This is a genomic window from Enterobacter sp. JS8-1, from assembly GCF_049187015.1.
Classification (GTDB): Bacteria; Pseudomonadota; Gammaproteobacteria; order Enterobacterales; family Enterobacteriaceae; genus Enterobacter; species Enterobacter mori.
Genome location: NZ_CP185805.1, coordinates 954523 through 979931, shown reverse-complemented (window position 1 = coordinate 979931; position 25409 = coordinate 954523). Strand labels below are relative to the sequence as shown.

Here is a 25409-nt window from a genome sequence, read left to right as displayed (position 1 = left end):
GATCTCCTTTTGTGAAGCCACTGTTTTACCAAACCATCAAAATTTAGCAATCTATTAACACAATCTCTGCGCGATCCAGCGTGTAATCTCTTTTAACGCTTTGTCAAAATTCTGATACACCGGGCTGAATGGCACTTCAAGCAACTTGCCATCAGAAGATGACGACGTGATTAAGCGCGACTCTTCTTCCGGACTGAACGGATCGTTTTTCCAGAAACCTGACAGCATCGGCGTTGGGCAGCGGCGTCCCAGCAACCCCTGCGTTTTTAACGAGTAACGATTGAGCTCAACGCGCAGCGCTTCGTCTGATGCATCATGCATGCCAAGACGACTGGCCAGCACATCAAGGTACATTTCCGGCACGCTGCCCTGACGGGCAGGATCGCTGAGCAGCGCGTGAACCACCGGGCCCAGGCAGGCCACAGCCTTCAGGCGCGAAGATTCAAGATAGGCCAGACGCACCGCAACGTTCGCCCCAAATCTGAAGCCAAAAGCCGCCACGCGGGTATGGTCAACCCAGGGAATATTCTCCAGTGCTTTAAGCGCATGCTGGTGCAGCAGGCTCGAATCCTGAGTCAATTTCCACTTCGACGAGAAACCAATAGAAGGCATGTCGAGCGTCAGCATCGCGATCCCTTTTGGTGCGAAGTAGCGCTCAAACAGGCTGTAATAATCAATTTGCAGGGAATCCAACCCACCGCACATCAGTACGGTCGGGAACGGGCCTTCGCCTTCCGGCATATGCAGGAACCCGGTGACGGGTGCGCCACCAGGAATGCTGAACTCAAGCTCGCGCATCTGGCCCGGCAAACGCTGCGCCGCCTCTTCGTAAGCACGGTTCGCCAGCGCCTGGGCCTGCTCCGCCAGTTCATCACCTTTCAGATGTGGATACGCGGCAATGGCATAGAGATTGGCCGCATGCAGCCAGTGCTTGCCGCTGCGCGTGGCATCCTCTTCCTGGCTGGCTTTTTGCTGCCAGAGCATCGCCTGCTTCGACCATTCATAGATCCAGTTACCGCCGCGATAGCCCACCACCGTATCGTAAAGCTCGCTGTCGGTCCGTTCAGATTCGCTCATGACGATACGCGCCTGCACGTCAAGGATTTCACGCGGATCGATACCACGCCAGATCCACATCAGGCGGTTAATCATGCGATACCAGTGGGGCACGTTTTTACCGTCTAACGCAGACTGGACGGCAGGCATGGTCCCCGGATTAAACCGACGCACCAGCGTCGACGTTTCAGGGTGTTTGAAACGGGGTTTAAAGAGAGTTTCGGTGAGATTCGCCTGCGTCATTGCGTTGCCTCCATGGATACGTCATATAACGTCCATTGTAACGCGTGGCAGGATAAAAAGAACAACGCCCGGCATTGCCGGGCGTGTAAAGTTACGTACTGGGATTAACGGCCTGAAATAGGCGGTACGAAGACCACGCCCATATCCCATGGCTGTTCAATCCAGGTATCCTGCGGGATATCAATCACGTAATCGTCAACCAGTGGGCGACCCGCCGGTTTTGCGAAGATCGTGACGAAGTGCGCTTTTGGATACATTTCACGGATAGCCACCGCGGTACCACCGGTATCGACCAGATCGTCAATAACGATGAAGCCTTCACCGTCGCCTTCCGCGCGTTTCAGCACGGTCAGCTCGCGCTGGTTGTCGTGGTCATAGCTGGAGATACATACGGTATCGACATGACGAATACCCAGCTCACGTGCCAACAGCGCCCCCGGTACCAGACCGCCGCGGCTAACGGCAATAATGCCTTTCCACTGCTCGGAAGGCATCAGACGCGCAGCCAGTTTGCGTGCGTGAATCTGCAACATGTCCCAGGTGACGACGTATTTTTCGCTCATGTGAAGTGTCCCAGCCTGTTTATATACGGCTTAAAAAGTGTTCGAGGGGGAAATAGGTTGCGCGAGATTATAGAGATCTGACGCACTAAAAACCAGTGTTTAGCGCCCCGAGCCTGAGTTTTTACATGCTTTATGCTACCCGCCGTCGGAGAAAGTGGTATTCTCAGATGCATCTCGCAAGCCTGTCTTGTGGTAACTATTAACCTGCTAACCCTGTGACCTGCAACCCCGTTTGCAGCGCATCGACAAGGAGACTTATCGTGTCTGAACTGTCTCAATTATCTCCACAACCGCTGTGGGATATTTTTGCCAAAATCTGTTCCATTCCACACCCTTCCTACCATGAAGAACAGCTTGCCGAACACATTATGGGCTGGGCGAAGGAAAAAGGTCTGCACGCCGAGCGCGACCAGGTTGGCAACATTCTGATCCGCAAGCCTGCCACCGCAGGCATGGAAAACCGTAAACCGGTTGTGCTGCAGGCGCACCTGGACATGGTTCCGCAGAAAAACAACGACACCGTTCACGACTTCACTAAAGACCCGATTCAACCGTACATCGACGGCGAGTGGGTGAAAGCACGCGGCACCACCCTGGGCGCGGATAACGGCATCGGTATGGCCTCTGCGCTGGCGGTGCTGGCTGACGACAGCGTTGAGCACGGTCCGCTGGAAGTGCTGCTGACCATGACCGAAGAAGCAGGCATGGACGGCGCGTTCGGTCTGCAGGCCAACTGGCTGCAGGCGGACATCCTGATCAACACCGACTCCGAAGAAGAAGGCGAGATCTACATGGGCTGCGCGGGCGGGATTGATTTCATTTCTACCCTGCCGCTGTCTCGTGAAGCGATTCCCGCGGGCTACCAGACCTTCAAGCTGACGCTGAAAGGGCTGAAAGGCGGCCACTCCGGCGGCGATATTCACCTGGGTCTCGGCAATGCCAATAAACTGCTGGCACGCTTCCTGGCGGGTCACGCGGCTGAGCTGGATCTGCGTCTGGTCGATTTCAACGGCGGTACGCTGCGTAACGCGATCCCACGTGAGGCCTTCGCCACCGTAGTAGTACCCGCGGCAAAAGCAGACGAGCTGAAAAAACTCTCCAGCGTTTATCTTGATATCCTGAAAAACGAACTTTCTGAGAAAGAGAAGAACCTGACCGTAGTGCTGGAATCCGTGACCACGGATAAAGCCGCGCTGACCGCACAGTCTCGCGACACCTTCGTTCAGCTGCTGAACGCGACGCCAAACGGCGTGATCCGCAACTCTGACGTTGCGAAAGGCGTGGTAGAAACCTCACTGAACGTGGGCGTGGTGACCATGGGCGACGACAGCGCAGAGATCATCTGCCTGATCCGTTCCCTGATCGACAGCGGTAAAGAGTACGTGGTGAGCATGCTGGAGTCTCTGGGCACGCTGGCGGGCGCAAAAACCTCCGCGAAAGGCAGCTACCCGGGCTGGCAGCCGGACGCAAGCTCCCCGGTCATGGCACTGGTGCGTGAAACATACCAGCGTCTGTTCAACAGCACCCCGAACATTCAGGTTATCCACGCCGGTCTGGAATGCGGTCTGTTCAAGAAGCCGTATCCTGACATGGACATGGTGTCTATCGGGCCAACCATCACCGGTCCGCACTCACCGGATGAGCAGGTTCATATCGAAAGCGTCGGCCATTACTGGACGCTGCTGACTGAGCTGCTGAAAGCGATTCCTGCTAAGTAATACCTTCACCCCAGCCCTCTCCCACAGGGAGAGGGTGAAAAACGTAGGCCCGGTAAGCGTAGCGCACCGGGCTTTTTTACAATCCCAATACCAGCTGTCGTTCCAGCTGCGGGTCCAGCAGCGTGACGTGCAATCCCACCAGCCTCACCCCTCGCCCGCCCCGGCGCTCTTCCCATGCCTTTTTTGCGGTCGCAATCAGATCGTCTTTATTCAGACGCGGCCAGACGTGTTCCTGCGTGGTCTGCTGGAAATCGTTAAATTTTAGCTTGATGCCCTGACGGGCGATCAGCAGGTCCGGCTTTACCTTGGTTAAGCGTCGCTCCAGCTCAGGGTAAAGCTGTTCCGTGATAATGGCCTCGCACTCGGACCAGTCATGAATATCTTCAATGAGGGTGCGCTCAACGCCGACGGATTTCCGTAGCCGTTCGCTGTTCACATCGCGATCGTCAATGCCCTGGCTGCGCTCCCACAGCACGCGACCAAACTTTCCAAAGCGCTTAAGCAGCATGGCGAGATCGCTTCGCTGCACGTCTTCGCAGGTGCGCAACCCCATGCTTTCCAGCTTTGCGGCAGAGACTTTCCCCACGCCGGGTATTTTGCCAAGCGGTAGGGTTTTCAAAAACGCAGGCACCTCTTCAGGGGTGATGACGTATTGACCGTTGGGTTTATTTAAATCTGAAGCAATTTTAGCGAGGAATTTAACCGGCGCGACGCCCGCCGATGCGGTCAGATTCAGTTCGTTGAATATCGTCTGGCGGATCTCCTGGGCCATCAGCGTGGCCGAGCCGTGGCAATGCACGCTGTCGGTCACATCCAGATAGGCTTCGTCCAGCGACAGCGGTTCTATCAGTGAGGTGTAGCGGGAGAAGATTTCACGAATATGAATTGAGGCCTCTTTATAAGCATCAAACCGACCGGGCAGGAGCGTGAGATGAGGGCAAAGCTTTAAGGCCATCGCAGTCGGCATGGCGCTGCGCACGCCAAACTTGCGCGCGGGATAGTTGGCGGTGCTGATCACACCGCGCTGCACGCGGCTGCCGCCAATGGCGATGGGAATATCCCGCAGCGCCGGGTTGTCACGCATCTCCACTGCGGCAAAAAAGCAGTCCATATCGACATGGATTATTTTGCGCATAGTAAGCCCTCACTCATTACTGGATAAGTATACAGTAAATAAATGAGGATTGAGAAGCAGATGTGAAAACGCCGGGTGGCGGCTTTGCCTTACCCGGCCTGCATACACTTAAATGATGCGCTGCTGCTCGCGGGCCATTCTTTTTTTCCGCGCATCGCACGGTTCCGGGCAGTCGCACACCTTTTCCATCCCAAGAGATGAAATACCGCCACAGCTGCCCTGAATGCTTTTACGCTTGATGATCCAGCCTAACGACATGCCGAGCACCACCAGCACAAAGACGCCAAAGGTCGCCAGAAACGTCAGCATCATCAGCCTCCAAAATCATCAAGCATGATGTTCTCATCTTCAACGCCAAGATCTTTAAGCATCTTAATCACGGCGGCGTTCATCATCGGCGGACCACACATATAGAACTCACAGTCTTCCGGTGCCGGGTGCTGTTTGAGGTAGTTTTCGTACAGCACGTTGTGGATGAAGCCCGTATAGCCCGTCCAGTTATCTTCCGGCTGCGGATCGGAAAGCGCCACGTGGAAGGTAAAGTTAGGGTTCTCACGCGACAGCTGTTCAAACTCGTCGTCGTAGAACATCTCGCGCAGGGAGCGTGCCCCGTACCAGAAGCTAATTTTACGCTTGCTGCTTAGACGTTTGAGCTGGTCAAAGATGTGCGAGCGCATCGGGGCCATACCGGCACCGCCGCCGATAAAGACCATTTCCGCGTCGGTATCTTTGGCAAAGAACTCACCGAACGGACCGGAGATCGTCACTTTGTCGCCTGGCTTAAGGGACCAGATATACGACGACATAACGCCCGGCGGTGCATTCGGCACATTCGGCGGCGGCGTGGCGATACGCACGTTGAGCATGATAATGCCCTTCTCTTCCGGATAGTTAGCCATGGAGTAAGCACGCAACGTCGGCTCTTTTACTTCGGAAACAAAGCGGAAGAGATTGAATTTGTCCCAGTCGGCCCGATACTCCTCGGGCACGTCGAAGTCGGCATACGCCACGGTGTGCGCCGGACAATCAATCTGGATATACCCGCCCGCGCGGAACGGAACGCTCTCCCCTTCAGGAACACGCAGCTTAAGCTCTTTAATGAACGTGGCTTTGTTATCGTTAGAGATAACTTCGCACTCCCATTTTTTGACGCCGAAGATCTCTTCCGGCAGCTCAATCTTCATGTTCTGGCGCACCGCGACCTGGCAGGCGAGACGGCAGCCTTCTTTCGCTTCACGCTTCGTGATATGGGACAGTTCAGTGGGCAGGATATCACCGCCGCCCTCTTTCACCGTCACACGGCACTGCCCGCATGAGCCACCGCCGCCGCAGGCTGACGAGACAAAGATCCCATTGCCCGAGAGCGTATTGAGCAGTTTGTCCCCTGCCGGGGTACGGATCTGATTTTGCGGGTCATCGTTGATATCAATAATGACATCACCGGCGTTCACCAGCTTCGCACGCGCCGCCAGAATCAGCCCTGACAGCACCAGAACAATCAGCGTGAACATCACCACGCCAAGAATAATTTCCATCTGTTAGCCCTTATAGCTGCACACCGGAGAAGGACATAAAGCCCAACGCCATCAGGCCGGTGGTGATAAAGGTGATCCCTAAGCCGCGCAGACCCGCAGGCACGTTGGCATATTTCATTTTTTCGCGGATCCCCGCCATGGTCACAATCGCCAGCATCCAGCCGATGCCGGAACCGAAGCCATAGACCACGGATTCGCTGAAGTTGTAATCGCGCTGAACCATAAACGAGACGCCGCCGAAGATGGCGCAGTTCACCGCGATCAGCGGCAGGAAGATCCCCAGCGCGTTGTACAGCGACGGGAAATACTTATCGAGGATCATCTCAAGGATTTGCACCAACGCCGCGATCACGCCGATAAAGGTGATGAAGTTGAGGAAGCTGAGATCGACCCCTTCCACCAGCGCGCCGTCCCGCAGCACGAAGTTGAACACCAGGTTGTTAATCGGAACCGAAAGCCCCAACACAACGGTGACCGCCACGCCCAGGCCAAATGCCGTGGAGACCTTTTTAGACACGGCAAGAAATGTACACATGCCGAGGAAAAACGCGAGCGCCATGTTTTCAACAAACACCGCGCGCACAAATAAACTCAGGTAATGAGCCATTGTCGGTTACTCCTTTTCCTGCTGCTCAGGCTTCAACGTACGAATCAGCCAGATCAGCAAACCGATAATGAAAAATGCGCTTGGCGCGAGCAGGAACAGGCCGTTCGGCAGATACCAGCCGCCGTTCTGCACCGTGTCCAGCACCGTGATGCCAAACAGCTTGCCGCTGCCAATCAACTCGCGCAGGAACCCTACCGTCAGCAGGATCACGCCGTAGCCGAGGCCGTTGCCGATACCGTCCATAAAGCTCGCGAGCGGCGGCATCTTCATGGCGTAAGCTTCTGCGCGGCCCATCACGATACAGTTGGTGATAATCAGCCCGACAAACACCGAAAGCTGTTTTGATGTTTCGTAGGCAAAAGCGCGCAGCAGCTGATCGACCACGATCACCAGCGAGGCGATGATCGCCATCTGCACGATGATCCTCACGCTGTTGGGGATGTGGTGGCGGATCATCGAGATAAACATGCTGGAGAACGCCGTAACCAGCGTGACCGCCAGCGTCATCACCACCGCCGTTTCCAGCTTGGTCGTCACCGCCAGGGCTGAGCAGACACCCAGCACCTGCAGCGTGATCGGGTTATTGGCGAGCAGCGGGCCAATGAGCACCTTTTTGACTTCTTTCAGTTCACCCGTATCAGCCATTATTCAGCGCTCCTTCACGTACGTTTTTCAGGAAAGGACCAAAGCCAAGTTCGCCCATCCAGAAATCAAAACTGTGCTGCACCCCGTTTGAGGTGAGCGTCGCCCCTGAAAGGCCGTCAACGGCGTAGTCGTCACCCGGACGTGCCGCCCCTTTCATCACCTTCAGCGCGGGCTGACCGCTATCGTCGAGCACTTTCTTGCCAACAAACTGCGCGCGCCAGTTAGGGTTTTCCACTTCGCCACCCAACCCCGGCGTTTCGCCCTGATCGTAATAGGTTATGCCTTTGACCGTGCGGCCATCGGTATCCAGTGCCACAAAGGCATACATCATTGACCACAGCCCGTTGCCGTAAATCGGCAAAACCACTTCCTGTACGCGTTTTTGCTCGTCACGCACCAGGTAGATCTCCGCGATGTTGCTGCGGCGCTTTATACCCGCCGGATCCTGCGATGCGTCAAGCACGGTGCTCATCTGCGGATCTTTCAGCGCCAGCGCCTGGTTATACTTCGCCGGGTCTTTATCCATCAGCTCACCGGTTTTTAGATCCACCAGCCGCGCGGTAATACGTTCGGCAAACACGTCTGCGACGTCGTCCTTCGTCATGCCTTCCTGCATCAGCCCGGCCACGGCGAGAATGTTACGCTGTTTATCCAGCGCGCGTTGCTCCTGCTGCAGCGGTTTTAACCCCACGGCAGACCCCGCAACTACAATGGAACAGACCAGACACAGTACCAGCACCACCAGCAGCGTTTTGCTGATGCTGTCGTTATTTTTAACCTCAGCCACGCGCCTTCCTCCGCTTAATGTTGGCACGCACGACCAGATAGTCGAAGAGCGGTGCAAACAGGTTGGCAAACAGAATGGCCAACATCATCCCTTCCGGATAGGCCGGGTTGACCACGCGAATCAGGACACACATCACGCCGATCAGCACGCCGTAGCTCCATTTACCCTTATCGGTAAACGACGCCGAGACGGGATCGGTCGCCATGAACATCATGCCAAACGCAAAGCCTCCCAGCACAAGGTGCCAGTACCACGGCATGGAGAACATCGGGTTAGTGCTTGAACCAATGAGATTGAACAGCGTTGCGGTAAGCACCATGCCAAGCATGACGCCAGCGACGATGCGCCAGGAGGCCACACGACCAAAGAGAATGATTGCGCCACCAAGCAAAATCATCAGCGTAGAGACTTCCCCGATGGAACCCGGAATGTTGCCTATAAAGGCATCGAACCAGGTGACCGGCTGGCCGGTCGCATTGTTAACCAGCGTTTCGCCACCGCCTGCCGCCCACTGGGAAAGCGGCGTCGCGCCGGAGAAACCGTCGGCTGCCGTCCACACCAGGTCACCGGAGATCTGCGCCGGGTAAGCAAAGAACAGGAACGCACGCCCCGCCAGCGCCGGGTTGAGGAAGTTGCGTCCGGTCCCGCCGAAGATCTCTTTGGCAATCACCACGCCAAAGCTGATCCCCATCGCCGCCTGCCAGAGCGGCAGCGTTGGTGGAACAATCAGGGCAAACAGAATGGAAGTAACAAAGAAGCCTTCGTTGATCTCATGTTTGCGAATAATGGCAAACAGCACTTCCCAGAAGCCGCCCACGATAAAGACTGTGATATAGATTGGCAGGAAGAAGACCGCGCCCAGCGTCATCATACTCAGCCAGCCCGCGTCGGCCGCAAAGCTTACCCCCAGCGACTGCGCCAGGCGGTAATGCCAGTCGGACTGGATCACCTGCGCCAGCTGCTGTGCATCATACATGTGGTGCAGTGCCGGAATGGTCTGCAAGCCGACGTTGTACATGCCCCAGAACATGGCCGGGAAGACCGCAAACCACACCAGGATCATCATTCGCTTGAGATCGATGGCGTCGCGCACGTGCGCCGCCCCTTTCGTCACCAGCCCCGGCGTGTAGAAAATGGTCGTTGTCGCTTCATACAGCGGGTAGTACTTTTTGAGCTTCCCTTCGGTAAAGTGCGGCTCAATTTTTTCAAAGAGGTGTTTTAAGCCCATCGTTATCCTTCCTGCTCAATGCGGGTTAACACCTCGCGCAATACGGGTCCGTATTCGTATTTGCCTGGACACACATAGGTACAGAGCGCCAGATCTTCTTCGTCCAGCTCCAGGCAGCCCAGCGCCTGCGCACCGTCGGTATCGCCAGCAAGGAGATCGCGCAGCAGCACGGTAGGCAGAATATCCAGCGGCATCACGCGCTCGTAGTTACCAATGGGTACCATCGCACGCTCACCGCCGTGGGTGCTGGTGGAGAAGTTGAAAAGCTTATGGCGCAGGAAGTGACCCAGCGTGGTGCGGGTTACGGAGTATTTTTCTGCACCAGGCAGAACCCAGCCGAACAGCTCTTTCTCACGCCCTTCCTGAACGATGCTCACCTGCAGATGGAAGCGCCCCAGATAAGCCTGCGCGCCAACGGCATGACGGCCACTGAGTACCGAACCGGAAATCAGGCGGTTTTCACCCGCTTTTGTTTCATCGGTCAGCAGTTCATTGATATCTGCACCTTGTAGCGTCTTCACCAGACGTGGGTTTGTCGCCTGCGGTCCACCAATGGAGATCGTGCGTTCTGCACACAGCTCACCCGTGGTAAAGAGCATACCTATGGCAATCACGTCCTGATAATTCAGATGCCAGACCTGTTTTGCCAGACTCACCGGTTCAAGGAAGTGGATGTGTGTGCCAACCAGCCCCGCCGGATGCGGGCCAGCAAATTCATTAAACGTTACCTGCCCCTGCGGATGGCCGCCAAGCTTGCCGCCGCTCGCCTGGCAGACATGAACCTTCCCGGGGGTCAGACGCGTTAAAAGGGTCAACCCGGCATCAAACGCCTTGCGCTGCGCCAGGATAATAGGCTGCGGATCCGCACTGAGCGGATTGGTGTCGATGGCGGTAACGAAAATAGCCGCCGGTACGGTTCCCGGAACCGGTGACTTGCTAAAGGGGCGCGTGCGAAGTGACGTCCACAACCCCGACGCCAGCAGCTGCGCCTGCACGGCTTCGCGGCTGAGTGTCGCGAGGTCGGCCACATCAAAACGCGCAAACTCGCGCTGCTCATCGCCTTCAAGACGGATCACAACGGATTGCAGCACGCGGCGTTCACCTCGATGAATCGCCACAACGGTGCCGCTGGCCGGGGCCGTAAACAAGACGCCCGGATTTTTTTTATCCTCGAAGAGCGCCTGGCCTTTTATGACGCGATCGCCCTCTTGCACCAGCATCGCCGGGCGCATCCCCACATAATCGTCGCCCAAAATAGCGACATGACGAATGCTGGCCCCTTGCGCGACGTGCTGATCGGGCACACCGGAAATAGGCAGATCAAGTCCTTTTCTTATTCTAAACATGTAGTTAGCAGGTATCCATGAACAACAATCCAGAGGGGGTGAAGTGTACCATTTTCGTCCCAAAGGGGGCAGAGGATCCGCCTCCTGACGCGCCAAAATGCGAGCTATTACGCAAAGTTCCTGGAGTCAGGGCGATTTGAATGGGTTATAAAGTAAAACTAATTTGTAAACACAAAGGTTGGCTCTTGCGAAAATCTTTATCGGTGCTAATGTGAGCGCTCCTGTCCAGATTAATCTGATTTCGGGTCTCTTTTGCCGTCCTGGCAATTTGGTCATGGTTTTATCAAGGAACTAGTAGTATGCGTAAAATCGCATTGTTCATTGCGATGCTTCTGATGCCGTGCATGTCGTTTGCCGGACTGCTCAGCAGTAATAGCTCAACGACACCGGTTAGCAAAGAATATAAACAACAGCTGATGGGATCCCCGGTTTATATTCAAATCTTCAAGGAAGAACGCACTCTCGATCTGTTTGTGAAAATGGGCGAGACATATCAGCTGCTTGATAGTTACAAAATTTGTAACTACTCCGGCGGTCTGGGGCCAAAACAGCGTCAGGGCGATTTCAAAAGTCCGGAAGGGTTTTACAACGTTCAGCGTAATCAGCTAAAACCTGACAGCCGCTTCTATAAGGCCATTAACATCGGCTTCCCGAATGCCTATGACCGTGCACACGGTTATGAAGGTAAATACCTGATGATCCACGGTGCCTGCGTGTCTGTCGGCTGTTATGCGATGACCGACTCCGGCATTGATGAGATTTTCCAGTTCGTCACGGGCGCGCTGGTCTTTGGGCAGCCTAACGTACAGGTCAGCATCTATCCGTTCCGCATGACGGACGCCAACATGGCGCGTCACAAGTACTCCTACTACGCGGATTTCTGGAAACAGCTGAAGCCAGGTTACGACTACTTTGAGCAGACCCGCAAGCCACCGGTGGTCTCTATCGTCGATGGCCGTTACGTGGTCAGCAAGCCGCTGAGCCACGAAGTCGTCCACCCGCAGCTGGCGTCAAATTACACGGTCCCCGAGACAAAATAGTACCCACTCGCCTGGCATAATCTTTTGCCAGGTTTCGTTGCCCGTTAGCGGCTGCGTAGCAATGACGGAGACCACATCGTTCGGTGTGGTCTCCTTCTGAAAGTCTATCTCCACATCCTGATCGAGCAGCGTCGCAACGCCAAACGGCGCGCGGCGGGTGATCCAGAACAAATTCGTTGAGCAGAACGCCATCACGTAGCGGCCGTCAGAGAGCAGCATGTTGAACACGCCTTTTTCACGCAGTTCAGATGCCAGCGTCGCGATATATTTGAACACGGCGGCCATGTTGCCGGGCGTGCGCGGATAGCGCTCCGTCAGCTTGTGCAGCAGCCAGCAGAAGGCTTTTTCGCTGTCCGTTTCGCCGACCGGGCGGAAGTTGCCCGTCTCCAGCGACTTATAGCCCGTAAGCTGCCCGTTGTGCGCGTAGGTCCAGTTACGGCCCCACAGTTCACGGGTAAACGGATGGGTATTTTCCAGCGCCACTTCGCCGCGGTTTGCCTGACGGATGTGGGCGATCACCGAGCGGGACTTGATGGGGTAGTCCTGCACCAGTTTGGCAATCGGTGAGTTAAAGCTGGGCTGTGGATCTTTGAACGTGCGACACCCTTTGCCTTCGTAGAAGGTGATGCCCCAGCCGTCTTTATGCGGCCCGGTTCCTCCACCGCGCTGAACCAGCCCGGTGAAACTAAAGCAGATATCGGTTGGCACATTGGCGCTCATCCCGAGCAGTTCGCACATACAACACCTCCACAACAGCGGGGGCACCGGTGCCCCCAGCGAAGTCTTACTTAACCATCTCTTTTTCGATCAGTTGAATCAGGATATGGATCACTTTGATGTGAATTTCCTGAATACGGTCAGCATAACCGAAGTGCGGAACGCGGATTTCAACGTCCGCTGTACCGTCCATCTTACCGCCATCTTTACCCGTCAGGGTGATGACTTTCATCCCTTTTTCACGCGCGGCGGCGATCGCTTTGATCACGTTGCCGGAGTTGCCAGAGGTCGAAATCCCCAGCAGCACGTCGCCTTCACGGCCTACCGCTTCAACGTAGCGGGAGAAGATGTGGTCGTAACCGAAGTCGTTGCCTACGCAGGAGATGTGGCTCACGTCGGAGATCGCAATCGCCGGGTAGCCCGGACGGTTTTCGCGATAGCGTCCGGTCAGCTCTTCGGCGAAGTGCATGGCGTCACAGTGGGAGCCACCGTTGCCACAGGAGAGCACTTTGCCACCGGCTTTGAAACTGTCGGCCAGCAGGACCGCTGCGCGCTGAATAGCGTGAATATTGGCATCATCTTTCAGAAAGTTCGCCAGCGTTTCCGCCGCTTCGTTCAGTTCGTTACGAATAAGATCCTGGTACATGAGGATAATCCTTCAGTATTGATGAAATAACACAGTGGAGTGTACCGGATAGCTTCAAAAGCGAGAAGCTAAAGCCATGCGAATCGTCCGGCGTTTTGTTTTTTCGTGCCGACGAAAACGCGAACAATGTGAACCAGGTTGTAATTATTTTGTAAACACATTGCTAAAGGAATTTACATCAACTACAACCATATCATCACAAGTGGTCAGACCTCCTACAAGCAAGGGAGCTTTTCTTTATGATGATTTTGAGCATTCTCGCAACCGTTGTACTGCTCGGTGTGCTGTTCTATCACCGCGTAAGTTTATTCCTGAGCAGCCTGATTCTTCTGGCCTGGACGGCTGCGCTTGGCGTCGCAGGCCTCTGGAATATCTGGCTTTTAGTCCCTCTTGCCATCATTCTTCTGCCGTTTAACCTGGCACCGATGCGTAAGTCGATGATCTCCGCGCCGGTGTTCAAAGGCTTCCGCAAAGTGATGCCGCCAATGTCACGCACCGAGAAAGAAGCGATTGATGCGGGCACCACCTGGTGGGAAGGCGATCTGTTCCAGGGCAATCCTGACTGGAAAAAGCTGCACAACTATCCGCAGCCGCGTCTGACCGCTGAAGAGCAGGCCTTTATTGACGGCCCGGTGGAAGAAGCGTGCCGCATGGCAAACGACTTTGCCATCACCCATGAAATGGCCGATCTGCCGCCAGAGCTGTGGGCATATCTGAAAGAACACCGCTTCTTCGCAATGATCATCAAGAAAGAGTACGGCGGTCTGGAGTTCTCCGCTTACGCTCAGGCTCGCGTCCTGCAAAAGCTGGCGGGCGTTTCCGGGATCCTGGCGATTACCGTTGGCGTGCCTAACTCCTTAGGCCCGGGCGAACTGCTGCAGCATTACGGTACTGAAGAGCAGAAAGATCACTACCTGCCGCGTCTGGCACGCGGTCAGGAAATCCCTTGCTTCGCGCTGACCAGCCCGGAAGCGGGCTCCGATGCAGGCGCGATCCCGGATACCGGCGTGGTCTGCATGGGCGAGTGGCAGGGCGAGCAGGTGCTGGGCATGCGCCTGACCTGGAACAAGCGTTATATCACCCTGGCGCCTATCGCCACCGTACTGGGTCTGGCCTTTAAGCTCTCTGACCCGGAAAAACTGCTGGGCGGCGATGAAGATCTGGGCATTACCTGTGCGCTGATCCCAACCTCTACCCCAGGCGTTGAAATTGGTCGTCGTCACTTCCCGCTGAACGTGCCGTTCCAGAACGGTCCAACCCGCGGCCAGGATATCTTCGTGCCGATTGACTACATCATCGGCGGTCCGAAAATGGCCGGTCAGGGCTGGCGTATGCTGGTGGAATGTCTGTCTGTGGGTCGCGGCATTACCCTGCCGTCGAACTCAACCGGCGGTCTGAAGTCGGTCGCGATGGGGATTGGTGCGTACGCGCACATCCGCCGTCAGTTCAAAATCTCCATCGGCAAGATGGAAGGTATCGAAGAGCCGCTGGCGCGTATCGCAGGCAACGCCTACGTGATGGATGCCGCTGCTTCTCTGATTACCTACGGCATTATGCTGGGCGAAAAACCGGCCGTGCTGTCCGCGATTGTGAAGTACCACTGTACCCACCGCGCGCAGCAGTCGATCATTGACGCGATGGATATTGCAGGCGGTAAAGGCATTATGCTCGGCGAAGGCAACTTCCTGGCGCGCGGCTATCAGGGCGCACCGATTGCCATCACCGTGGAAGGGGCAAACATCCTGACCCGCAGCATGATGATCTTCGGTCAGGGCGCAATTCGCTGCCATCCGTACGTGCTGGAAGAGATGGCCGCTGCGCAGAATAACGATGTGGATGCCTTCGATAAGCTGCTGTTCAAACATATCGGTCACGTGGGCAGCAACAAGGTGCGCAGCTTCTGGCTGGGCCTGACGCGCGGCCTCACCAGCGCGACGCCAACCGGCGATGCGACCAAACGTTACTACCAGCATCTGAACCGACTGAGCGCCAACCTGGCTCTGCTGTCTGACGTCTCCATGGCGGTGCTGGGCGGAAGCCTGAAGCGTCGCGAACGTATCTCCGCCCGTCTGGGTGATGTGCTGAGCCAGATCTTCCTGGCCTCGGCGGTCCTGAAGCGCTACGACGACGAAGGCCGTCAGGAAGCGGATCTGCCGCTGGTGCACTGGGGCGTGCAGGATGCGATGTATCAGGCCGAACAGGCGATTGACGACCTGCTGGCGAACTTCCCGAACCGCTTCGTGGCGGGTGCCCTGCGCGCGGTGATCTTCCCAACCGGTCGTCACCATCTGGCACCGTCCGACAAGCTGGACCACAAGGTAGCGAAGATCCTGCAGGTACCGAGCGCAACCCGCTCCCGTATCGGTCGTGGTCAGTATCTTGAGCCGACGCCACATAACCCGGTGGGTCTGCTGGAAGAGGCGCTGCTGGACGTGATGGCCGCCGATCCGATTCACCAGAAGATCTGTAAACAGCTGGGCAAAAACCTGCCGTTTACCCGTCTGGACGAACTGGCAAAACAGGCGCTTGCCGGTGGCATTATCAATAAAGATGAAGCCGCTCTGCTGGTGAAAGCCGAAGAGAGCCGTCTGCGCAGTATTAACGTGGATGATTTCGAACCGGACGAGCTGGCGACGCAGCCGGTAAAGCTCCCGGAGAAGCACCGCAAACCTGAAGCAGCGTAACGCGTTTCGCTTGTACAAACCCCGCCTCGCGCGGGGTTTTTTATTGCCACATTTTCTCGTAATGACGTGCTACAGTGTCAAAAAGCGGTCTTTTGAGGAGTCTGTATCGTGCCTGGTTTGAAGATTTCGATTTTGCAGCAACCTTTAGTGTGGATGGATGGCCCCGCCAACCTGCGCCACTTTGATCGTCAACTGGAAGAGATTACCGGGCGTGATGTGATTGTCCTGCCGGAGATGTTCACTACGGGTTTTGCCATGGAAGCGGCGAAACAGTCGATGCCTCAGGACGAGGTGGTCGCCTGGATGCAGACCAAAGCGCAGGAGACCAACGCGCTCATTGCCGGTAGCGCCGCGCTACAAACCGAACGCGGACCGGTGAACCGCTTCCTGCTGGTTGAGCCGGAAGGAAAGGTGCACTTCTACGATAAGCGCCACCTGTTCCGCATGGCGGATGAGCACCATCACTATGAAGCGGGTAACGAACGCGTGGTGTTCGAGTGGCGCGGCTGGCGTATTTTGCCGCTGGTCTGCTACGACCTGCGCTTCCCGGTGTGGTCGCGCAACCGTAACGATTACGACCTGGCGCTGTATGTCGCCAACTGGCCTGCGCCGCGTTCTCTGCACTGGCAGACGCTGCTGGCGGCGCGCGCGATTGAGAACCAGGCGTACGTGGTGGGCTGTAACCGCGTGGGAACCGACGGCAACGGGCATCACTACCGCGGCGACAGCCGGGTGGTGAATCCGCAGGGCGAGATTATCGCTACCGCCGAGCCGCACCAGGCGACGCGGATAGATGCGGAGCTGTCGTTGACGGCGCTGAAGGAGTATCGCGAGAAGTTTCCGGCGTGGCAGGATGCGGATCCGTTTAGTATTGGGTGAAAAAAGCCGGGTGGCGGCTACGCCTTACCCGGCCTACAAAAAGCACAGTGTAGGCCCGGTCAGCGCAGCGCCACCGGGCGTTAATTAACTCACCAACGCCTGCCCGTCTTTACGGCTTTCCGTCGCGGCCACGTAGTGCCCTTCCGGCAGGCGATAGATCACCTGCGCCCCGCCAAAGTTGTAATCCTGCAGCGGATCTTCCACCACGATCTGATGCCCGCGTTCGCGCAGCGCGGCAATCGTATTGCGATCGAACGTTGATTCAACGATCACCTCCCTGCCCTGCACCACGCGCCAGCGCGGGGCGTCAATCGCCGCCTGCGGGTTTTGTCCGTGCAGCATAATGCGCAGCGCCATCTGCATGTGCCCCTGCGCCTGCATCGGGCCGCCCATCACGCCAAAGGACATCAGCGGCTGGCCGTTGCCGTCCATCGCAAAGCCCGGAATGATGGTGTGGAACGGGCGCTTGCTGCCCGCCAGCGCGTTCGGGTGATGTGGATCCAGCACAAACCCGCAGCCCCGGTTTTGCAGGCTGATCCCGGTGTCCGGCACCACAATACCTGATCCAAAGCCCATATAGTTGGACTGAATAAACGAGACCATCATCCCGCTGGCGTCGGCGGTGCTGATGTAGACCGTGCCGCTCTGCGTCGGGGAGCCGTAGACAAAATCAGAGGCTTTATCGTGGTCGATAAGCGCCGCGCGCGACTTCAGATAATGGTCACTCAGCAGCTCTTTCGCCGCGAACGCCATGTGTTCTTCATCCGCCACGTAGCGGTCGAGATCCGCCAGCGCCAGCTTCATCGCTTCGATGGAGAGATGCAGAGACTGCACGGAATCCGGATGATGCTTCTCAATGCCGCACTGCTCAAGAATGCCAAGCGCAATCAGCGTGGCGATCCCCTGGCCGTTTGGCGGCAGCTCCTGCACCGAACCGCCCGCGAAGTCGCGCGACAGCAGCTCAACCCAGTCCACGCGATGGTTTGCCAGGTCCTCTTCGGTCAGATGCGCGCCGTGTTCTTTAGCAAAGGCGGCGATTTTCTGCGCCAGCTCGCCGCGGTAAAAGGCGTCGCCGTTGGTTTTCGCAATCAGCTCCAGCGAGTTCGCCTGCGCCGGGTTACGGAAGATTTCCCCCACGCGCGGGGCGCGGCCCTCCGGCGCGAAGCAGGCGCTGAAGCCCGGCTGATCTTTCAGCTTGTTATAGCCGCGCTGCCAGAGATGGCCAATCAGCGGGGAGACCGGGAAGCCGTTGCGCGCATAGTCAATGGCGGGCTGCGCCAGCGTGGTCAGCGGCAGCGTGCCGAAGCGTTCCGCCAGCGCGACCCAGCCGGATACCGCACCCGGCACGGTCACCGCGTCCCAGCCGATTTCCGGCACCGCGGTTTTACCGGCAAACAGATCCGCATGCCAGCTCGCAGGCGAACGACCGGACGCGTTCAGGCCGTGCAGCTTTTCACCATCCCAGACGATGGCAAAGGCGTCGCTGCCGATCCCGTTGCCGGTCGGCTCAACCACCGTCAGCGCCATCGCGGTGGCAATGGCCGCATCGACGGCATTCCCGCCCAGCTGCAGCATCTCCATACCTGCCTGTGCCGCCAGCGGCTGCGATGTCGCAACCGCGTTATGGCCCAGCATCGGCGGGCGTCGTGAAGCGTAACCGGACGTAAAATCAAGCGCTTTGGTCATCATGACTCCTTAGTCGTGGCGCGGATCGAGCGCATCGCGCAGCCCGTCGCCGAGTAAATTAAAGCCCTGCACGGCAAGGAAAATCGCCATGCCGGGGAACACGGACATCCACGGCGCCTGCTCAAGAAACCCTTTCGCGGTGTTGAGCATGGAGCCCCAGGACGGATTGGGCGGCTGCTGTCCCAGCCCTAAAAACGACAGGCTGGCTTCGGCGATAATCGCCGAGGCAATCGCCAGCGTGGCCTGCACCAGGATCGGTGACATCACGTTTGGCAGGACGTATTTAATGATGATCCAGCGATCCGGCAGGCCAATCGCCCGCGCGCCGTCGATGTACTCTTCGTTGCGAATGGCGATCACCTGTCCGCGCGTCAGGCGGGCGAAGATCGGCATCGCCGAAAGACCGATGGCGATCATCGCGTTGGTCAGGCTCGGGCCCAAAAATGCCCCCAGCGCGATCGCCATGATCAGGAACGGACAGGCCAGCAGCGCCTCGATAAAGCGCGAGATCACCCCGTCCCACATCTTCTGGAAGTAGCCCGCCACCAGCCCCAGCGGCACGCCGATAACCACCGCAATCACCACGGACATACAGCCCGCCATCAGCGAGGTGCGCGCCCCCCAGATAATGCGGGATAAAATGTCGCGCCCCAGCTCGTCGGTGCCGAACCAGTACATCGCCGACGGCGCTTTGCGCACCGCCAGAAAGTTGGCTTTAACCGGGTCGAACGGGGCAATCCACGGTGCCAGCAGCGCCACCAGCACAAAGAACCCCACTACCACCGCGCCAATCACCGCGCTTTTATTGCCGAGGAATTTCTTCAGCACCCGGTTCTGCGCGCGCGGCAGCGCGGGGGCAACGGTTTGCGTTGTCAGTTCCGCCATGGTTAACCTCGCATTTTCGGGTTGATAAGGACGTAGAGCACGTCGGCCAGCAGGTTGAGCATCAGGAAGCCAATCGCCACGATCAGCACCACGCCCTGCACCACCGCGTAGTCACGGTTAAATACCGAGTCGACGATCATCTTGCCGAAGCCCGGAATGGTGAAGACCTGCTCGGTCAGCACCGCGCCGCCCAGCAGCTCGCCGAACAGCAGCGTGGTGAGGGTGATCACCGGCACCAGCGCGTTGCGGAACGCGTGCTTCAGGATCACCGCCTTCGGCAGCAGCCCTTTCGCCCGCGCGGTGCGGATGTAGTCCGCCTTCAGTACCGCAATCATCGAGGCACGGGTGTGGCGCATCAGCGTTGCCGCGAGCCCCGTTCCGAGCACGGACGCGGGCAGCAGCAGCGTGCGCAGGTTCTGGAGCGGATCTTCACTGAACGGCACGTAGCCGGAGGCAGGCAGCCACTGCAGGTTCACCGAAAAGACCAGAATCAGCAGGATCCCCAGCCAGAAGTGCGGGATCGAGATCCCCGAGATCGCCACGAAGTTCGCCCCGTGATCGACCCAGCTGTTTTTGTTCACCGCCGCGAGGATCCCCATGCTGATGCCAAACACCAGCGCGATAATCATCGCCAGCAGCGACAGCTCCAGCGTAACCGGCAGCTTGCTGGCGATCAGCTGCGTCACCGGTTCGTGCGTGCGTAAGGAGACGCCCAGATCGCCCTGCAGCGCCCGCGTCAGCCAGTGGAAATACTGCACGGGGATCGGCGCATCGAGGTTCAGCTCCGCGCGCAGCTGGGCGATGACGGCCGGATCGCGCTCCTCCCCAGCCATGGCGATCAGCGGGTCGCCGGGCAGCAGCTTTTGCAGCCCGAACACCATCATGCTCACCAGCAATAGCGTCGGGACGGCCAGCAGCAGACGTTTGCAAATCAGTTCCAGCATGGGTTCTCCTCAGGACGTTTATTTCGCCAGCGTCAAACCGGCCAGACGCACGATGCCGTCCGGGTACGGCTTAAAGCCCTGCACGCTTTTGTTCAGGCCAAAAATGCGCGGCTCGAAGTAGAGGTAGGCAATCGGCATATCGGTCTGGAGCTGCTTAACCACCTTGTCGTACAGCGGCTGGCGTGCGGTCTGGTCGGTGCTCTGGCGCGCCTGGGTCAGCCATTCATCAACCTGCGCGTTGCTGTAGCGGCCGTCGTTCAGCGTGCCTTTGCTGTTGATAAAGCCGTAGATGCTGCCGTCCGGATCCGGGCGTCCCGACCAGCCGGAGAAGCTCAGCTGATAGTCACCGCTCTGCTGGCGATCCAGCAGCGTGGCAAATTCAGTCATTTGCAGGTTCAGGGTGAAACCGGCCTCGGCGACCATCGCCTGCAATACCTGACCCACCTGCTGCGAGGTTGGGTTGTTCGGCACCAGCAGGTTGACGGTCAGCGGCGCGGTGATGCCTGCCGCTTTCAGCAGCGCTTTGGCTTTGTCGACGTCACGCGGCGGGACCGGCAGGTTAACGTGATACGGGCTGACCGGTGAAAACGCCTGGTTGGCCGGGGTGTAGAGCCCCTCAAAGACCACCTGGTTTAACGCATCGCGGTCGATGGCCTGAGAAAACGCCTCGCGCACGCGAGCGTCCTTGAACGGGTCGTTCGCCGGTACCTTGCCGTTGTTGATATTGAAGGTGATGCCCTGATAGCCCAGACCGGTCACCTTCGCCAGCGCCAGCTTGCTGTCGGCTTCGACGGTTTTAACGTCGCTGGCGGCGATGCCTTCGGTCAGATCAAGATCGCCCGCGCGGAGGTTCGCGAGGCGCACGGAGGCATCCGGGATCGGCAGATAGATAATTTTGTCGAAGTGGTAAGCGCCTTTGTTCCAGTAGTTGTCGAAGCGGGTCAGAACGATGCGGTCCTGGGACACACGGCTGTCGAATTTATACGGGCCGGAGCAGACCGGGTGGGCGGCAAAGTCAGGCTTTTTCGCCGCTTCAGGTGCCATCATTGCCCCGGCGCGGTCGGTGAGCTGCATCAGCAGCGCGGCATCCGGCGTTTTCAGGTGCAGTGCAATCTGCATCGGGCCGGTGACCTCGACCGATTCAACGGAGGAGATCTCGCTTTTACGCAGGGAGCCTTTCAGGGTCAGGGCGCGGTCGAGGTTGTATTTTGCGGCGGCGGCATCGAATTTCTCACCGTCGTGGAAGGTCACGCCGTCGCGCAGATTGAGCGTCAGGGTTTTACCGTCCTCGCTCCACGCCCAGTCTTTAGCCAGACCGGGGACAACCTTCAGGTTTTCATCCACGTCCACCAGCCTGTCGCAGAGAGAGGCAAAGACGAAGCGGCCATAGTAGGTGCGCGCCAGATGCGGGTCGAGCATGTCCGGGTCAGCGCCCAGACCGATTCGCAGCACGCTTTCAGAATGGGCGGGCAGCGCCGCGCCAAGCAACATAACACTTCCCAGTACGGTCAAAAGAGAATTACGCATTGTCATTATCATGAGTTCCTTAAAGGAAGGGACGAGTGAGTGGCCGCGTGTTCAAACAGCGCGCGGCGGCGCAGGAAAGCGGCGGATGGCGGAGCAATCTGGATAACGCTGCGATCGCGGTTGATCTCCTGCCAGCGGTGGCAGGCAACCTGACGCCCCCCGTCGAGCACCTGATTAATCGGCTCGACCTGGCGGCATTCATCGGTAACGTACGGGCAGCGGGTGTGGAAACGGCAGCCGGACGGCGGACTGGCCGGGTTGGGCAGATCCCCCTGCAGCAGCGGCGCATCGCGCTCAACGCCCGGCTGCATCTGCGGTGCAGACGCAATCAGCGCCTGGGTATAGGGGTGCAGCGGTGCGTCAAAAATCTCATCGACGGTGGCAAGCTCAACGATTTGCCCAAGGTACATGACCGCCACGCGATCGCTCATATGGCGGATCACCGCCAGACCGTGGGCGACAATCACCATCGTCAGCCCCAGCTGGTGCTTTAGGCTTTCCAGCAGGTTGACCACCTGCGCCTGAACGGAGACGTCCAGCGCGGATACCGGCTCATCGCCCAGCAGCAGCTTCGGTCCCGAGGCCAGCGCGCGCGCAATGCCGATACGCTGGCGCTGCCCGCCGGAAAACTCGTGCGGGTAACGCCCGGCCCAGGCGGCAGGCAGACCAACGGTTTTAAGCAGTTCGGCGACGCGGTACTGGCGGTCCGCTTTTTTCATGTTCTGATGCAGCCACAGCGGCTCACCGACAATCTGCTCCACCGTCATGCGCGGGTTCAGCGAGGCGAAGGGATCCTGAAAGATAATCTGCAGCTCGCGCCGGAGCTGGTTAAGACGGGCACCGGAGGCGTCGGAGATCTCCTCCCCCTGATAAAACACGCGCCCTTCGCTGGCAGCCAGCAGGCGCAGCAGCAGACGTCCGAGGGTAGATTTCCCGGAGCCGGACTCGCCGACAATCGCCAGGGTTTCGCCCGGCATCACCGAAAGTGAGACGCGATCGACCGCCGTGACAAAGCGTGCCGGGGTAAAGAGCTTTTTCGGACCGGGGAAGCGTTTACTCAGGTCGCGGGCTTCAAGAATGGGGATGGTCATGCGATTTCTCCCAGGGCAATGTGCTGTTCGAGCGGCACGCGGAAGCAGGCAACCTGATGGCCCGCGCCGAGCGTAGTAAGCTGCGGTTTTTCAGCGTGGCAGCGCGTCTGAGCAAACGGGCAGCGCGTTGCGAAACGGCAGCCTTCAGGCATGGATTCCGGCAGCGGTACCGCGCCGGGAATCGTCGAGAGTTGCCCTTTACGCGCCCCGAGAGAAGGAATCGAGCCCATCAGGCCGATGGTGTACGGGTGCTGCGGGTCGGCGAATATCGCCTCGACGCTGCCCTGCTCCACCACCTGCCCGGCATACATCACCGCGACCTGCTGGGCGACTTCCGCCACCACGCCCAAATCGTGGGTGATCATCAACACCGCCGTGCCGGTTTCCGCTTTCAGGGTGTTGAGCAAGGCGAGGATTTGCGCCTGAATGGTGACGTCGAGCGCGGTGGTGGGCTCATCAGCAATCAGCAGTTTAGGGTGGTTGATCAGCGCCATCGCAATCATCACCCGCTGGCGCATGCCGCCGGAGAGCTGATGCGGATAGGCTCTGAGGCGCATCTCTGCCGCCGGGATCTGCACCTTCTCGAGGATCTGCAGCGCGACCTTCATCGCCTCGGCGCGCGAAACGTTCTGGTGGCGTATGACCGCTTCGCTGAGCTGATCGCCCAGCGTAAACGCCGGATTGAGCGAGGTCATGGGCTCCTGGAAAATCATCGCCAGCTCGCTGCCGCGCAGATCGGCATATTCCCGCGGCGAGAGCTTGCGCAGGTCATGACGGCGAAACTGCATCTCACCGCTGACAATCTGCGCGCTGGCGGGCAGTAACCCCATCAGCGCTAATGAGGTGATACTTTTTCCGCAGCCGGACTCCCCCACCAGCGCCAGCGTTTCGCCCGCTTTGACCGTCAGGGAAATGCCGTCAAGCACGCTCACCGGCGAGCCGGAAAACCTGACGTTGAGATTATTTAGCCGCAATACGGGCGTGGCGTCCTTAAAGGGTATGGTCGTCATAGCGTGAAATCGTCCTCAAGGTGGATCGCCTGAATCAGCGCGGCCTGCAGGCTGAGCAGGTGCTCGCGCATCGCGGCGGCTGCTTCATTAGGCTGACGATGGATAATCGCGGACATGATCTTGTGATGGTGGTCGTTGTAGCTGTCGACACGTTCAGGCGTACGGGCAAGTTCACGCAGATGCTGCCAGCCGGGTTCCCGGCGGACGGCATCAATCGCATCAAAAAGCCCGAGCATCAGGCGGTTGCCTGCGGCTTCGGCAATGGCGCGATGAAAGGCGCTATCCCACAGTTCGTTGAGATCGCGGTCATCCGGGCTGACCTTATCAATGCGTTCCAGCATGCGCTGCATGAGCGCGAGGTTTTCCCTGGTGGCACGCAGTGCCGCAAGCCGGGCTAAGCCGGGTTCAAGCTGTAGACGAGCTTCCATCACTTCCAGCAGGTTAGTCTGCTGAACCAATCCCTGAAGGGCCAGCGGTTCAACAGGGGCTGCCGGGCCAATAAAGGTCCCTTTCCCCTGCTTTCGCCAGATACGCCCCTCTTCTTCCAGCACGTCCAGCGCACGACGGACTTCACGTCGCCCTACGCCGAGAGTATCCGACAGCTCACGTTCCGTGGGCAGCGGAATGCCTGGTGTTGACTCGTGCTGGTTGATTAGCCCGCGCAGTTGCTCAAGCGCGGTGCTGGAATTGGCCAGAAACCGTGACGGTTTTTCCATATTGGTTCGCTCGCTTTCATCATGACTTTATTTTTATTAACGATAAGTTATTGATATGACGTGCTACTTATCGTGCTAATGATTAAGCAATAAACGAACCAATTCGCCATTGGTTCAAATATAAATGACAGGGGTAAAATTAAGGCGATGATTTTTAATATATTATTTTAATCGACTCGGTCGGGCACAGACACACGCCAACACACGTACATGCCAGGAAATGCACAATAATAGTGCGATACATGCACCAAAAACGATCAATTGTTAATATTATGCACCTAAATTGTTTTTGATATGTTAACCAATGATTATGTCATATGCGCAACTGTGCCCCCTGGGGGTTGAGGGATCCCCAGTAATTTTTAGTAGCGAGGAACTTAAAGTGAACAGAATAACCCCCACAGCCGTATGTTCCCCCTCACCCCAGCCCTCTCCCACAAGGGAGAGGAGTCGTCTTTGCCGGCATTATTTTGTGGGGATCCCTCAACCCTGGGGGCGAGCGTTCTCATTATTGATATCTTCACCATCTTCTTTCGCCGATCCCGACCATTAAAATACGCTTGTCATTATTCTATTTTTTTATTTTTGCCAACAGACCATTTCAGATATTTAAACGATTAACTCTGATTACTTTAGTTAATAAAGTCCAGGGACGTAACGGTCGATATTGCCGATATCTCAATATACATTCCACGACGTAAAGAGCGCATCATCAAAAATC

At 57.6% G+C, this 25409-nt stretch carries 23 protein-coding genes; 4 read left to right on the top strand and 19 right to left on the bottom strand.

The features are described from left to right. Positions 1-54: 54 nt before the first annotated feature. Positions 55-1299, bottom strand: a complete 1245-nt coding sequence (gene frsA, locus ACOQH0_RS04555; RefSeq protein ID WP_089598126.1) for an esterase FrsA — start codon at positions 1297-1299, stop codon at positions 55-57. Between the two features lie 104 nt (positions 1300-1403). Then, positions 1404-1862 carry a xanthine phosphoribosyltransferase gene (gene gpt, locus ACOQH0_RS04550; protein ID WP_010427903.1) on the bottom strand — a complete coding sequence of 153 codons (459 nt, stop codon included), beginning with the start codon at positions 1860-1862 and terminating at the stop codon, positions 1404-1406. Positions 1863-2122: 260 nt separating this feature from the next. On the opposite strand from gpt, the gene pepD reads away from it, so the two are divergent. After that, positions 2123-3580: a cytosol nonspecific dipeptidase gene (gene pepD, locus ACOQH0_RS04545; RefSeq protein WP_421511631.1), complete on the top strand. Its 1458-nt coding sequence runs from the start codon at positions 2123-2125 to the stop codon at positions 3578-3580. Positions 3581-3656: 76 nt separating this feature from the next. On the opposite strand, the gene dinB is transcribed toward pepD, so the two are convergent. From dinB to ACOQH0_RS04505, 8 genes are all read right to left on the bottom strand, one after another. Beyond that, positions 3657-4715: a DNA polymerase IV gene (dinB, locus tag ACOQH0_RS04540; protein ID WP_010427901.1), complete on the bottom strand. Its 1059-nt coding sequence runs from the start codon at positions 4713-4715 to the stop codon at positions 3657-3659. Between the two features lie 108 nt (positions 4716-4823). Beyond that, positions 4824-5024, bottom strand: a complete 201-nt coding sequence (gene nqrM, locus ACOQH0_RS04535) for a (Na+)-NQR maturation NqrM (protein WP_172701397.1) — start codon at positions 5022-5024, stop codon at positions 4824-4826. A 2-nt stretch (positions 5025-5026) separates the two neighbouring features. After that, positions 5027-6250 (bottom strand): NADH:ubiquinone reductase (Na(+)-transporting) subunit F, encoded by a 1224-nt coding sequence (nqrF, locus tag ACOQH0_RS04530; protein ID WP_172701323.1) that lies wholly within the window; start codon positions 6248-6250, stop codon positions 5027-5029. A 10-nt stretch (positions 6251-6260) separates the two neighbouring features. Then, entirely contained in the window at positions 6261-6857 is a 597-nt protein-coding gene (nqrE, locus tag ACOQH0_RS04525) for an NADH:ubiquinone reductase (Na(+)-transporting) subunit E (protein WP_003863217.1), read from the bottom strand. A 6-nt stretch (positions 6858-6863) separates the two neighbouring features. Then, positions 6864-7502, bottom strand: a complete 639-nt coding sequence (locus ACOQH0_RS04520; protein WP_014882676.1) for an NADH:ubiquinone reductase (Na(+)-transporting) subunit D — start codon at positions 7500-7502, stop codon at positions 6864-6866. Continuing rightward, complete coding sequence (locus ACOQH0_RS04515; protein ID WP_010427893.1) at positions 7495-8289, bottom strand: Na(+)-translocating NADH-quinone reductase subunit C; 795 nt, start codon at positions 8287-8289, stop codon at positions 7495-7497. The genes ACOQH0_RS04520 and ACOQH0_RS04515 overlap by 8 nt, the downstream gene beginning before the upstream one ends. Next, positions 8282-9517, bottom strand: coding sequence for an NADH:ubiquinone reductase (Na(+)-transporting) subunit B (locus ACOQH0_RS04510; protein ID WP_212474071.1), 1236 nt, complete (start codon positions 9515-9517; stop codon positions 8282-8284). Before ACOQH0_RS04510 ends, ACOQH0_RS04515 begins: the two co-directional genes overlap by 8 nt. 2 nt (positions 9518-9519) lie before the next feature. Beyond that, positions 9520-10863: a Na(+)-translocating NADH-quinone reductase subunit A gene (locus ACOQH0_RS04505; protein WP_421511629.1), complete on the bottom strand. Its 1344-nt coding sequence runs from the start codon at positions 10861-10863 to the stop codon at positions 9520-9522. 299 nt (positions 10864-11162) lie between these two features. Between ACOQH0_RS04505 and dpaA the strand changes: the two genes are divergently transcribed. Further along, positions 11163-11903, top strand: coding sequence for a peptidoglycan meso-diaminopimelic acid protein amidase (gene dpaA / locus ACOQH0_RS04500; RefSeq protein WP_010427887.1), 741 nt, complete (start codon positions 11163-11165; stop codon positions 11901-11903). Here dpaA and ACOQH0_RS04495 read toward each other — a convergent pair. Both ACOQH0_RS04495 and lpcA read right to left on the bottom strand, forming a co-directional pair. Further along, a complete protein-coding gene (locus tag ACOQH0_RS04495; protein ID WP_421511628.1) occupies positions 11874-12641 on the bottom strand; it encodes a class II glutamine amidotransferase in 768 nt (255 codons plus the stop codon). The two genes, dpaA and ACOQH0_RS04495, sit on opposite strands and share 30 nt — an antisense overlap. Before the next feature lie 46 nt (positions 12642-12687). After that, positions 12688-13266 carry a D-sedoheptulose 7-phosphate isomerase gene (lpcA, locus tag ACOQH0_RS04490; RefSeq protein ID WP_010427884.1) on the bottom strand — a complete coding sequence of 193 codons (579 nt, stop codon included), beginning with the start codon at positions 13264-13266 and terminating at the stop codon, positions 12688-12690. A gap of 239 nt (positions 13267-13505) precedes the next feature. Between lpcA and fadE the strand changes: the two genes are divergently transcribed. After that, entirely contained in the window at positions 13506-15950 is a 2445-nt protein-coding gene (gene fadE / locus ACOQH0_RS04485; protein WP_100167170.1) for an acyl-CoA dehydrogenase FadE, read from the top strand. 108 nt (positions 15951-16058) lie between these two features. After that, positions 16059-16829, top strand: coding sequence for an amidohydrolase (locus ACOQH0_RS04480; RefSeq protein ID WP_010427882.1), 771 nt, complete (start codon positions 16059-16061; stop codon positions 16827-16829). Between the two features lie 84 nt (positions 16830-16913). Here the strand turns inward: ACOQH0_RS04480 and ACOQH0_RS04475 are convergent, their stop codons facing one another. Genes ACOQH0_RS04475 through ACOQH0_RS04445 form a run of 7 tightly spaced genes read right to left on the bottom strand, consistent with a single transcriptional unit; the run spans position 16914 to position 24688 of the window. Continuing rightward, entirely contained in the window at positions 16914-18515 is a 1602-nt protein-coding gene (locus tag ACOQH0_RS04475) for a gamma-glutamyltransferase family protein (RefSeq protein ID WP_421512325.1), read from the bottom strand. 9 nt (positions 18516-18524) lie between these two features. Further along, the gene (locus tag ACOQH0_RS04470; RefSeq protein WP_421511627.1) at positions 18525-19400 is read right to left on the bottom strand and encodes an ABC transporter permease; all 876 of its coding nucleotides are present in this window, start codon (positions 19398-19400) and stop codon (positions 18525-18527) included. A 2-nt stretch (positions 19401-19402) separates the two neighbouring features. Beyond that, entirely contained in the window at positions 19403-20344 is a 942-nt protein-coding gene (locus tag ACOQH0_RS04465) for an ABC transporter permease (protein ID WP_008500268.1), read from the bottom strand. A gap of 18 nt (positions 20345-20362) precedes the next feature. Further along, positions 20363-21877, bottom strand: a complete 1515-nt coding sequence (locus ACOQH0_RS04460; protein WP_212474067.1) for an ABC transporter substrate-binding protein — start codon at positions 21875-21877, stop codon at positions 20363-20365. Between the two features lie 2 nt (positions 21878-21879). Beyond that, a complete protein-coding gene (locus ACOQH0_RS04455; protein WP_421511626.1) occupies positions 21880-22962 on the bottom strand; it encodes an ABC transporter ATP-binding protein in 1083 nt (360 codons plus the stop codon). Continuing rightward, positions 22959-23972 carry an ABC transporter ATP-binding protein gene (locus tag ACOQH0_RS04450; RefSeq protein ID WP_010427874.1) on the bottom strand — a complete coding sequence of 338 codons (1014 nt, stop codon included), beginning with the start codon at positions 23970-23972 and terminating at the stop codon, positions 22959-22961. The genes ACOQH0_RS04455 and ACOQH0_RS04450 overlap by 4 nt, the downstream gene beginning before the upstream one ends. Beyond that, positions 23969-24688, bottom strand: coding sequence for a FadR/GntR family transcriptional regulator (locus tag ACOQH0_RS04445; protein ID WP_010427872.1), 720 nt, complete (start codon positions 24686-24688; stop codon positions 23969-23971). The genes ACOQH0_RS04450 and ACOQH0_RS04445 overlap by 4 nt, the downstream gene beginning before the upstream one ends. Positions 24689-25409: the final 721 nt, after the last annotated feature.

Excerpts from the sequence above, each read along its gene's own strand:
- frsA (WP_089598126.1), bottom strand. The coding sequence starts at position 1,299 with ATGACGCAGGCGAATCTCACCGAAACTCTCTTTAAACCCCGTTTCAAA.
- gpt (WP_010427903.1), bottom strand. The coding sequence starts at position 1,862 with ATGAGCGAAAAATACGTCGTCACCTGGGACATGTTGCAGATTCACGCA.
- dinB (WP_010427901.1), bottom strand. The coding sequence starts at position 4,715 with ATGCGCAAAATAATCCATGTCGATATGGACTGCTTTTTTGCCGCAGTG.
- nqrM (WP_172701397.1), bottom strand. The coding sequence starts at position 5,024 with ATGCTGACGTTTCTGGCGACCTTTGGCGTCTTTGTGCTGGTGGTGCTC.
- nqrF (WP_172701323.1), bottom strand. The coding sequence starts at position 6,250 with ATGGAAATTATTCTTGGCGTGGTGATGTTCACGCTGATTGTTCTGGTG.
- nqrE (WP_003863217.1), bottom strand. The coding sequence starts at position 6,857 with ATGGCTCATTACCTGAGTTTATTTGTGCGCGCGGTGTTTGTTGAAAAC.
- ACOQH0_RS04520 (WP_014882676.1), bottom strand. The coding sequence starts at position 7,502 with ATGGCTGATACGGGTGAACTGAAAGAAGTCAAAAAGGTGCTCATTGGC.
- ACOQH0_RS04510 (WP_212474071.1), bottom strand. The coding sequence starts at position 9,517 with ATGGGCTTAAAACACCTCTTTGAAAAAATTGAGCCGCACTTTACCGAA.
- ACOQH0_RS04505 (WP_421511629.1), bottom strand. The coding sequence starts at position 10,863 with ATGTTTAGAATAAGAAAAGGACTTGATCTGCCTATTTCCGGTGTGCCC.
- dpaA (WP_010427887.1), top strand. The coding sequence starts at position 11,163 with ATGCGTAAAATCGCATTGTTCATTGCGATGCTTCTGATGCCGTGCATG.
- ACOQH0_RS04495 (WP_421511628.1), bottom strand. The coding sequence starts at position 12,641 with ATGTGCGAACTGCTCGGGATGAGCGCCAATGTGCCAACCGATATCTGC.
- lpcA (WP_010427884.1), bottom strand. The coding sequence starts at position 13,266 with ATGTACCAGGATCTTATTCGTAACGAACTGAACGAAGCGGCGGAAACG.
- fadE (WP_100167170.1), top strand. The coding sequence starts at position 13,506 with ATGATGATTTTGAGCATTCTCGCAACCGTTGTACTGCTCGGTGTGCTG.
- ACOQH0_RS04475 (WP_421512325.1), bottom strand. The coding sequence starts at position 18,515 with ATGACCAAAGCGCTTGATTTTACGTCCGGTTACGCTTCACGACGCCCG.
- ACOQH0_RS04470 (WP_421511627.1), bottom strand. The coding sequence starts at position 19,400 with ATGGCGGAACTGACAACGCAAACCGTTGCCCCCGCGCTGCCGCGCGCG.
- ACOQH0_RS04465 (WP_008500268.1), bottom strand. The coding sequence starts at position 20,344 with ATGCTGGAACTGATTTGCAAACGTCTGCTGCTGGCCGTCCCGACGCTA.
- ACOQH0_RS04460 (WP_212474067.1), bottom strand. The coding sequence starts at position 21,877 with ATGACAATGCGTAATTCTCTTTTGACCGTACTGGGAAGTGTTATGTTG.
- ACOQH0_RS04455 (WP_421511626.1), bottom strand. The coding sequence starts at position 22,962 with ATGACCATCCCCATTCTTGAAGCCCGCGACCTGAGTAAACGCTTCCCC.
- ACOQH0_RS04450 (WP_010427874.1), bottom strand. The coding sequence starts at position 23,972 with ATGACGACCATACCCTTTAAGGACGCCACGCCCGTATTGCGGCTAAAT.
- ACOQH0_RS04445 (WP_010427872.1), bottom strand. The coding sequence starts at position 24,688 with ATGGAAAAACCGTCACGGTTTCTGGCCAATTCCAGCACCGCGCTTGAG.